Origin of the sequence: Natranaerobius thermophilus JW/NM-WN-LF, from assembly GCF_000020005.1 — a bacterium.
Taxonomy (GTDB): domain Bacteria; phylum Bacillota; class Natranaerobiia; order Natranaerobiales; family Natranaerobiaceae; genus Natranaerobius; species Natranaerobius thermophilus.
In genome coordinates this window covers 1,865,107-1,875,000 of sequence record NC_010718.1, presented here as the reverse complement: position 1 = coordinate 1,875,000, position 9,894 = coordinate 1,865,107, and the positions used below count along the sequence as shown (strand labels likewise).

General features: G+C 38.5%; 9 protein-coding genes and 2 rRNA genes (1 of these 11 only partly in view). 10 read left to right on the top strand and 1 reads right to left on the bottom strand.

What is annotated here, in order from left to right:
• The 6 genes from NTHER_RS09135 to NTHER_RS09110 form a co-directional block, all read left to right on the top strand.
• Positions 1-1,624, top strand: a 23S ribosomal RNA gene (locus tag NTHER_RS09135) (it extends 1,507 nt beyond the left edge of the window).
• A gap of 125 nt (positions 1,625-1,749) precedes the next feature.
• Positions 1,750-1,866, top strand: a 5S ribosomal RNA gene (rrf, locus tag NTHER_RS09130).
• A 260-nt stretch (positions 1,867-2,126) separates the two neighbouring features.
• Positions 2,127-2,375, top strand: coding sequence for a hypothetical protein (locus NTHER_RS09125; RefSeq protein ID WP_012448248.1), 249 nt, complete (start codon positions 2,127-2,129; stop codon positions 2,373-2,375).
• A 204-nt stretch (positions 2,376-2,579) separates the two neighbouring features.
• A complete protein-coding gene (locus NTHER_RS09120) occupies positions 2,580-2,936 on the top strand; it encodes a hypothetical protein (protein ID WP_012448247.1) in 357 nt (118 codons plus the stop codon).
• A 211-nt stretch (positions 2,937-3,147) separates the two neighbouring features.
• On the top strand, positions 3,148-4,503 hold the full coding sequence (gene mtaB, locus NTHER_RS09115) for a tRNA (N(6)-L-threonylcarbamoyladenosine(37)-C(2))-methylthiotransferase MtaB (RefSeq protein WP_012448246.1): 1,356 nt from the start codon (positions 3,148-3,150) through the stop codon (positions 4,501-4,503).
• The gene (locus NTHER_RS09110; protein WP_012448245.1) at positions 4,500-4,682 is read left to right on the top strand and encodes a DUF896 domain-containing protein; all 183 of its coding nucleotides are present in this window, start codon (positions 4,500-4,502) and stop codon (positions 4,680-4,682) included. Before mtaB ends, NTHER_RS09110 begins: the two co-directional genes overlap by 4 nt.
• 110 nt (positions 4,683-4,792) lie before the next feature.
• Here NTHER_RS09110 and NTHER_RS09105 read toward each other — a convergent pair whose 3' ends face one another.
• Entirely contained in the window at positions 4,793-5,725 is a 933-nt protein-coding gene (locus NTHER_RS09105; RefSeq protein ID WP_012448244.1) for an amidohydrolase family protein, read from the bottom strand.
• A gap of 183 nt (positions 5,726-5,908) precedes the next feature.
• Here NTHER_RS09105 and NTHER_RS09100 point away from each other — a divergent pair, with 183 nt between their 5' ends.
• The 4 genes from NTHER_RS09100 to nadE all read left to right on the top strand — a co-directional run bounded on the left by NTHER_RS09100 (position 5,909) and on the right by nadE (position 9,894).
• Positions 5,909-6,658, top strand: coding sequence for a hypothetical protein (locus NTHER_RS09100; protein WP_012448243.1), 750 nt, complete (start codon positions 5,909-5,911; stop codon positions 6,656-6,658).
• 239 nt (positions 6,659-6,897) lie between these two features.
• Positions 6,898-7,563 (top strand): helix-turn-helix transcriptional regulator, encoded by a 666-nt coding sequence (locus tag NTHER_RS09095; RefSeq protein WP_012448242.1) that lies wholly within the window; start codon positions 6,898-6,900, stop codon positions 7,561-7,563.
• A 69-nt stretch (positions 7,564-7,632) separates the two neighbouring features.
• A complete protein-coding gene (locus NTHER_RS09090; RefSeq protein WP_012448241.1) occupies positions 7,633-9,009 on the top strand; it encodes a tyrosine phenol-lyase in 1,377 nt (458 codons plus the stop codon).
• A 132-nt stretch (positions 9,010-9,141) separates the two neighbouring features.
• Complete coding sequence (gene nadE / locus NTHER_RS09085; RefSeq protein ID WP_012448240.1) at positions 9,142-9,894, top strand: NAD(+) synthase; 753 nt, start codon at positions 9,142-9,144, stop codon at positions 9,892-9,894.

Below are 9,894 nucleotides of genomic sequence, written 5' to 3'. Positions count from 1 at the left end.
TGTCCGCCGAAAGCCCAAGGTTTCCTGAGGAAGGCTTGTCCGCTCAGGGTAAGTCGGGACCTAAGCCGAGGCCGAAAGGCGTAGGCGATGGGAAACTGGTGGAAATTCCAGTACCACCTAAGAACCGTTTGAGTGATGGGGTGACGCAGTAGGGTAGGTTGAGCGCGGTGTTGGTTATCCGCGTCCAAGCGACCGAGGTAGCAGGGATAGGCAAATCCGTCCCTGTAACGATCTGAGGCGCGATGGGGAGTGAAACTAGAAGTAGCGAACTCACCGATCCCCCACTGCCGGGAAAAGCCTCTAGCGAGGTTCTTGGGTGCCCGTACCGTAAACCGACACAGGTGGGCAGGGTGAGAAACCCAAGGCGACCGGGAGAACCCTTGTTAAGGAACTCGGCAAAAAGGCCCCGTAACTTCGGGAGAAGGGGTGCCCCGCTAGGGTGATTGTTTATACATGAGCCCGAGGGGGTCGCAGTGAAGAGGCCCGAGCGACTGTTTACCAAAAACACAGGTCTCTGCTAAGTCGTAAGACGAAGTATAGGGGCTGACGTCTGCCCGGTGCTGGAAGGTTAAGGGGAGGAGTTAGCCGTAAGGCGAAGCTTCAAACCTAAGCCCCAGTAAACGGCGGCCGTAACTATAACGGTCCTAAGGTAGCGAAATTCCTTGTCGGGTAAGTTCCGACCCGCACGAAAGACGCAACGACTCGGGCGCTGTCTCAACAAGGGACCCGGTGAAATTGAAATACCTGTGAAGATGCAGGTTACCCGCGACTAGACGGAAAGACCCCGTGGAGCTTTACTGCAGCCTGACATTGGGTTTTGGTATTGGATGTACAGGATAGGTGGGAGGCGTAGAAGCCGGGGCGCAAGCCTCGGTGGAGCCATCCGTGGGATACCACCCTTCCAGTACTGAAATTCTAACCGCGAACCGTAATCCGGTTCCGGGACAGTGTCAGGTGGGCAGTTTGACTGGGGCGGTCGCCTCCCAAAGAGTAACGGAGGCGCCCAAAGGTTCCCTCAGCGCGGTTGGAAATCGCGCGCAGAGTGCAAAGGCACAAGGGAGCTTGACTGCGAGAGAGACATCTCGAGCAGGTACGAAAGTAGGGCTTAGTGATCCGGCGGTTCCGTGTGGAAGGGCCGTCGCTCAACGGATAAAAGCTACCCCGGGGATAACAGGCTTATCTCCCCCAAGAGTCCACATCGACGGGGAGGTTTGGCACCTCGATGTCGGCTCATCGCATCCTGGGGCTGAAGTAGGTCCCAAGGGTTGGGCTGTTCGCCCATTAAAGCGGTACGTGAGCTGGGTTCAGAACGTCGTGAGACAGTTCGGTCCCTATCTGTCGCGGGCGTAGGAGACTTGAGTGGAGCCGTCCCTAGTACGAGAGGACCGGGACGGACGGACCCCTGGTGTACCAGTTGTCCTGCCAAGGGCACCGCTGGGTAGCCACGTCCGGACGGGATAAGCGCTGAAGGCATCTAAGCGCGAAGCCCTCCACAAGATGAGGTCTCCAGCCTGGCGCTCGTCCAGGGTAAGACCCCAGATAGATGATCTGGTCGATAGGCCGGGGGTGTAAGGGGAGCAATCCCTTTAGCTGACCGGTACTAATAGGTCGAGGCCTTGACCCTCTATTCTCAATGTGCAGTCTTCAAAGAACAAACTTAAGTTTAAATAAATAGTTCTAGGTTTACAACTGGAATATTTACTTAAGCTTGAGATTAAAATTTTAAATTTGATTAAAGTCTAAAGTAAGCCCGGTGAAAATTGCGGAGGGGCCACACCTGTTCCCATGCCGAACACAGTAGTTAAGTCCTCCAGCGCCTATGGTACTGGGAGCGTGAGCTCCTGGGAGAGTAGGTCTTCGCCGGGCTTTTTATATGTTGATTTATCTTTTAACTTTAAGTATAGTATTAAAATATATAGATAAATCATGTATGGTGTGACAGTTTAAAAATTGACTGTCACTTTTTTATATTAGCAAATATTTTAAATAAACATAACAGGTTTCTGATTTTGGTTTATTGAATTAATTGTAGTGAGTATAGATTTGATAGAAGATATTACTTTTAAATCTAATAATTTGGTTCCCTAAATTGAGTAAAAATATCTGCATTTACTGGGGGGGAAGAGATGAATACTGAGATATACAATTTCGAACAATTTGTTAACTGGTTTTTAGAATTACCTTTTATGTTATTACCAGCTATAATATTTGGAATATTAACTACGATTTTATTAGGTCTAGTTATTAAAGGGAATACTAATTTTTTAATTGATTTATTTGTAAAGCAAGATACACAACGGATTTTCCTAATATCATCTGTATTATTGTCAATTGTTTATGTGGGAGTTTTGTTTATCTCAACTTATCCTTGTTGACATTATCTTAGTACTCAATTTAAACTCAAGTCATCGCTTAGGAACGAATAAATAGAATTGTATTATTAAAAAGAATAATAACTAGGAACTAGGGGGGGTTTTTAGATTAAAGTTCGATATTTTACAATAGGGCTGGCTATAATTGCTTTTTTTATAGTTTTAGGTTATAGTCATACAACAGGTATAGAGACAAGGGAAAAAGTATTGTTATTTGATCCGGATGTTCCCGAGTGGACAGAAGAAACTTATATTAGGATAGATGGTTCTTATACGTACTCATTAACAAGTGCGGATGAATTTAGTGGTTTTTTAGAAATTGAAGATAAAAAGTTTTTGCTTTTTGATATGGAGTTTGATTCTACAACTTCGGACTCCTATCTCACAAAAGTTGAAAATGGTGCAACTGAAATTATAGGAAAAGTTTATTATAATGAAAATCAAGAACAGGCAGTAGGACGATTAAACGGTTTAGACGATAATTTTGAAAAAAATGTATGGTTTACATATCCTGGAGAAGACAGGGACAATTCATTAAAATTAAAGGAAAAACTAGTATTTTAAACTTTACGGAGAATTACGCTAAACAGCAGCAGAAAGCTCACTGCTTTAGCTGTGGAAGTATGTCAATGAATTAAAAGAAAGAATAAGAGATCTCACCAAGCAATTTGAGAGCTTAAAGAAAACTTAATTGCTTAAACACCTGTTTTTTTGTATAATGCCTTCAGGATTTAAAAAATAAAAAACATAAGAACCTAGTGGAGGAAGGCTCAAAATGATTATAGGTGAAAAAAATAAATCATTTAAAATCATAACTTTAGGATGTCCTCTTAACCAGTCAGAAAGTGATTTAATGAGAGCCAGACTTCATCAAGCTGGGTATAGTGAAACTGGAACTGGAGATGATACTGCCGATATATATATTATTAATTCCTGTACCGTTACCCAAAATGCTGCAAGAAAGTCAAGAAAAGAAGCCAGAAAAGCAAAAAAGGGAAATCCAGATGCCTGGGTTTGTTTAGTCGGTTGTTATGGTGAGATGGAATACGAAGAAATTAAAGAAAAAATACCTGAAATAGATTTAATTATAGGTACGCGAAATCGAGAAAAAGCTATTGAAAAACTAGTTGGCCAGGAATTAGATTTAAATCAATTTCATAATTTTCCCCAAGATAATAATGAAATAAGACCTGATAAAATTAGGCCTGCTATAAAAATACAAGAAGGTTGTGACCAATCATGTAGTTACTGTATAGTTACTCTGGCGCGTGGTCGTCCCAAGAGTAGAGAGTTTCGACAAATCAAACAACAGGTAAAATCTTATCTGGAAGAGGGCTATCAAGAGATTATATTAGCTGGAACAAATATGGGCTTATATGGTAAAGATGTGAAAGGTCAATCAAAGCACTCTTATAAATTTATAGATTTGCCCATGCTTGTTTCTGAGCTGGCTACATTACCTTATGACGATTATAGGATTAGGATAAGTTCTTTAGAACCTTTGGAAATGACTGAGGAACTTTTATATGCCATGAAAGAACACGACAAAATTTGTAATTATCTGTACTTGCCTCTTCAGAGTGGCAGTGATAGAATACTTAAACTAATGAACAGAAAGTATACTACCGATGATTTTGCCAGGATAGTGGAAAAGGCCAAGACATTACTTCCCGGCGTGGGCATCATGACAGATTTGATAGTTGGTTTTCCTGGAGAGAAGGAAGAAGATCATAAAGCTACCATGGAATTTGTAGAAGAATTGAAGTTAAGCAAGCTACATGTTTTTCCCTATTCACCTCGCCCTAAAACACTAGCTGCAAGCTTTAATGTTCAGGTTCGTCCTGATATCAAAAGAGCGAGGACTGAAGAAATGAAAGAGTTGGGTCAAAAACTTGCTAGAAGATTTTATCAGGAAAACTTAAATACCAGGTTGCGGGTTTTGTATGAGCGAAATTATGAAACATCTGATAAAATTTTGGGTGAAGGTTTTTCGGAAAACTATTGTTTGGTTAGATTTGAAACAAAGGGTACTAATCTAACTAATAAAAAAGGTGAATTTGTAAACGTAATAAGCCATCAAAATTATGATTGGGGATTGATGGGTTCAACAAGTCAGGAGGTGAAATATTGATCTCTCAAGATTTAATAAATAGAATTAATGAGCTATACAAGAAACAAAAAGAATCAGGTTTAACTGATGAAGAACAACAAGAACAGCAAAAATTAAGACAGGAATATTTAAAAGGGATTAGAAAACAAGTGCTTAAACAGATGGGCGAGGATCCAGAAAAAGAACCTAAAAATAATTAAGTGTTTGTAAACTTAATTTTCAAATTAACTTGTTTAATAACTCCACACCTTTTTTAGGTGTGGAGTTTATTTTTTGATTATGAATAAAATTACTTATGCTTAAAAGAATACTAAAGTGAGTTATTTAAAAGCCTGTTAGCATTTCCAGAGAAAAAGAGTTCTTGGTCTTTTTTACTGACACCAAGGTCCTCTAGAATTTTCCATTGGACTTTTAGGTATTTATAGCTAAATCCTCTTGGGAACCAACTAGAATCTGTTCCAAAAATCATTCTTTCTGGCCCTAGAGTTTTTAATGACTTTTTGAATACGTCTTTTAAACTCATGTCATAAACCATCCAGTCAAGCCATTGATTGGATCCAGATGAATCAACGTAAATATTGGGAAGGCTCCAAGCTAGGTGGAGCACTTCTTGGAAATAGCCTGCTCCAAAATGAGGAATGATTATTGGAATATCGGGATATGAACGGGCTACTTCAAAAATTGAAAAGGGATTTATATATTTATAAGTGGCTAAACCGCCGGGGCCTCCAACAATTCCAAAGTGAATTATCACTGGCAGTTTATTATCATTAAGATATTTCCAAAAAGGTTCAAATTCGGGGTCGTTAAAGGGACGTTCCATAAATGGTGCTAACATTTTATGACCCGATAATCCCAATTCTTCTATGCCCCGTTGTAATTCCTCAAATGAATTAGATTCTTGAATATCGTGATGTGTAAAACCAATAAAAGATTCGGGATATAAGCTAATTATATTTGCTAAAGTATCATTATCAAAACCTGCTGTAACGGCATTAACTTTTTCTAGACCATAATATTCTTTTTCTTTGTACCAAAGCTCTGCAACCTTCTCAGGACTGTAGACTTCACCATTAGGTTTATCAAATCCCCATTTCTCAAAAAATTTTTCTTGTAATTTCTTTCTATGATTTTGTATAGCTGGGTGACTTGATCGTGACTTATTTGGTTTTTTTCGTTGTACAGGTAGATGAATGTGAAAATCTATAACAGGAAAATCAGGCATCTCAACTTGTTCTGACATTTGTTTAAACCTCCCACTAAATATATTTACATTCCGAGATTTATTAATCAGTACTCATACTAGCATAGATGAGTTACACTCGCAAAGTTAAAACCAAAAATTGGATTTATAAATAGAAGTAAATTAACAAATAATAGAAGTGGAAACAAAAGATAAGAAAACTAAACAGGAGGTGGTGAAGTAATGGCAAATTATCAAGGACCAAGATATCAAAGTGGACAGTATGGTCCTACTCAAGGAAGTTACAGAGGACAGACTCAACAGGTGCAAAATCCAAATATAGGTGGTAGCCAACCACATGATTACCACACCAGCCGATATCAAGGATATAGCGGAGGGCAAAAACCTAGTCAGTATAACCCAGATGCTTATCACACTTCCAGGTATCAAGGCTATAGTGTTGGAAATGCACCTCAACCAGGTACTTCAATAACCCCTCAGGGTGGCCAATTTGGTCAAGGTGGCCAGTATGGTACAAGTCAAATGCCAACCCAAGGATCTCAAACAATGTATCAAACTGTACCAACCGGAGGATATGGTGGCACCACCAGTGGATATGGTGGCACAAGATATAGTTACGGCCAAAACTTTGGTCAAGGAGTTAGTGGTGCCAATGTTCAGCAGATTCAAAGTCAGCTAAATCGCTGCAGACAGAATATTGACCAGATTAACCAGCTTGCAGGTCAATTAACTCAAGCAGAACAGCAAAACAGACAGGAAATTGATCAATTGTATCAAATTGAACAAGATAATTACAGAAGACTTGAATATCTAAGTCAACTAGAAGCACAAGCTTCACAACAATTACAACAAATTCAATCAATGTGCAATCAGATTAATCAAGAATTCCGTGCTATTGAAAATCAGGTTATGAGTCAAGTTGGAACTATGACTCAACCCGGATCTATGAATCAGCCGGGAAGAATGAACTAAACTCACACTAAACCTGATAAAATCTGTTCCCAACCATTAAAAGGCCCTCCTATTAGGGGGGCCTTTAACTGTTTAGTGGCTCTGAAAAAACTTAATACAAATTATTACTTAAATAGAGTAAAGCTTTAAAGCCAAAAACCGTTGAATTACTAAAATTTTGTAAGCTTTGTTGACATTTTGGAAATGCTTTGGTATTATAAATTATAGTTATGATAGGAAAGATATAGGAGGAAACTATTATGGAAGTAAATTACAATGAAATTTCAGAAAAGTTAAAACCCTTTTTGCCAATTGTCGAAGGTATTGCAACAACTTTCGGTAAACATTGTGAAGTGGTTTTACATGATATTAATCAAGCTCATACGAGCATTGTGGCAATAGCTAATGGACATGTTACAAGTCGGGGTATCGGTGGTCCACCTACAGACTATCTATCAGAAATACTTAATCAAGAAAAAGAAAAACGAGAACATAACAATAAACTTTTTAATTATAAAACGAGAAGTAAAGATGGCAAAGATTTAAAATCCACTACTATTTTATTGACCGATGAATGTAATGACCTGATCGGAGCTTTATGTATAAATATGGATCTAACGTCACCAAAAATGGCACTAACCTTTTTGGAAAATTTAATTCAGATAGATAAAGAAGAAGAAAGAGAAAAATTCCCCGAAAATGTTAACGATTTTTTAAAGGTAATGATAGACAAAAGTATTGGCTCTTTAGACAAACCTGTGAATCTGCTTTCAAAGGAAGAAAAGTTGGAAGTAATCCGTTATCTTGATCGCCATAGAATTTTCCAAATTAAAGGTTCAATTGATTTGCTAGCTAAAGAGTTAAATGTTTCTAGATATACAATTTACAATTATCTAGATGAAGTGGCTGCCGAAAAAGAATTATGATAGTTGTTTGCTTAGCTAAGCCCTTGATAATAGGGTTTATATAATTAATACACTAAGGAGGTTATTTACATGTCAAGAGAGTTTCAAGCAGAACCTTTCAGAATTAAAACAGTAGAGCCAATCAAAATGACTACAAAAGAAGAGCGAGAAGAGGCTATACAAAAAGCAGGGTTCAACACTTTCCTATTAGATTCTAAAGATGTTTACATCGATTTATTAACTGACAGCGGAACTAATGCCATGAGTGATTATCAATGGGCAGGTCTTATGATGGGTGATGAGGCTTATGCCGGAAGTAAAAACTGGTATAACTTAGAAAAAGCAGTACAAGAATGTTTTGGTTTCGAATATGTAGTTCCAACTCATCAAGGTAGGGGCGCAGAAAACATTTTATCTCAGATCATGATTAAAGAGGGAGATTACATCCCAGGAAATATGTATTTTACAACTACTAAGGCCCATCAAGAATTTGCCGGAGGTACTTTTAGAGATGTGATAATTGACAAGGCACATGATTCACAAGCTGAGCATCCTTTTAAGGGAAATGTAGACCTAGAAAAATATCAAGCTTTGATTGATGAAGTAGGTCCGGAACGAATTCCATATATCTGTGTTGCAGTTACTGTAAATATGGCGGGTGGACAGCCTGTTAGCATGGAAAATTTACGCAAGGTTAAAGAAATATCTGATAAATATGGTATAAAAGTAATGTTTGATGCTACTCGTTGTGTGGAAAATGCTTACTTTATCAAAGAAAGAGAAGAAGGGTATCAGGATAAATCCATTGCTGAAATTTTAAAAGAAATGATGAGTTATGGTGACGGAGCTACTATGAGTGGTAAAAAAGATCCCTTAGTAAATATTGGTGGTTTCTTGGCTATGAATGACGAAGAGCTATATCAAAGAGCTACTCAACTAGTTGTTGTGTACGAGGGAATGCCCACTTATGGTGGAATGGCAGGAAGAGATATGGAAGCCATGGCGAGAGGAATATATGAATCACTAGATTATCACTACATTAGTCACAGAGTCAATCAGGTAAGGTATTTAGGAGAGAAGCTAGAGGCTGGCGGAGTTCCAATTGTCAAACCTATCGGTGGTCATGCAATATTTGTAGATGCCGAGAGATTCTTGTCCCATTTACCTAGAGAAGAATTTCCAGCCCAGGCCTTGGCTGCTAATATTTATAGAGATTCTGGAGTAAGGACTATGGAAAGAGGTACTGTTTCTGCTGGAAGAGATAAAGATGGCAACAATATTTTCCCCAAATTAGAAACAGTTAGATTAACTATTCCTAGAAGAGTTTACACTTATGCGCATATGGACGTTGTTGCGGACTCGATTATCAATCTTTATGAAAATAGAGAAAAAATCAAAGGTTTACGATTTGCTTATGAACCACCAGTATTAAGATTCTTTACCGCAAAATTTGAAGAAATAAAATAACGTTTGAACAAGAACTAAGAGCCCTCCAATGAGGGCTCTTTTGTTTTCGTTGCATACATGTAGAATATGATGTAAAATGGAACATGACTTACTGGAAAAATGTTAAAATGGCTCGAAAAGGGGTTGACTAGCTTGTACGTGGACACGCATTCAAAAGCTGAAATGATGGTGGAATCGGTTAGTGATTGGATCAAGCAACAAGTTGAAGAAGCAGGCTGCAAAGGCACTGTAACTGGACTTAGTGGTGGGATTGATTCTGCGGTAGTGGCCGCTTTATCAAAAAGAGTTTTCCCTGAAGATACATTAGGTGTGATTATGCCATGTTATAGTGAACCCAGAGATGAAGAGGATGCTTTATTATTTGCTGAACATCATAATATTAACGTGAAAAATTTAGACCTATCCGAAACTTACGATTCAATGGTAGGAAAATTGGATGATACAGAGAGCACTTCCAAAATGGCTCTTGCTAATATTAAGCCACGACTTAGGATGACTGTATTATATTATTATGCGCAAACCTATAAATATCTAGTTTTAGGAACTTCTAACAAAAGTGAATTGATTTTAGGGTACTTTACTAAGTATGGTGATGGGGCTGCCGATTTATTACCAATAGCTACGTTTACTAAAATGGAAGTGTATGCACTTGCTCGTCAATTAGAGATACCCGAACGCCTGATTAAACGACCACCAACAGCAGGTATAATATCAGGCCAGACCGACGAAGATGAGATGGGTTTTACTTACGATGAACTGGAGAAATATTTCAAAGGGGAACAGATATCTAAAGATGTAAAGAATAAGATTGAAAGACTAGAAAGAATAAATGCACACAAACGTTCTATGCCCCCTATATATACACCGAAAGAATCATTGAATTAA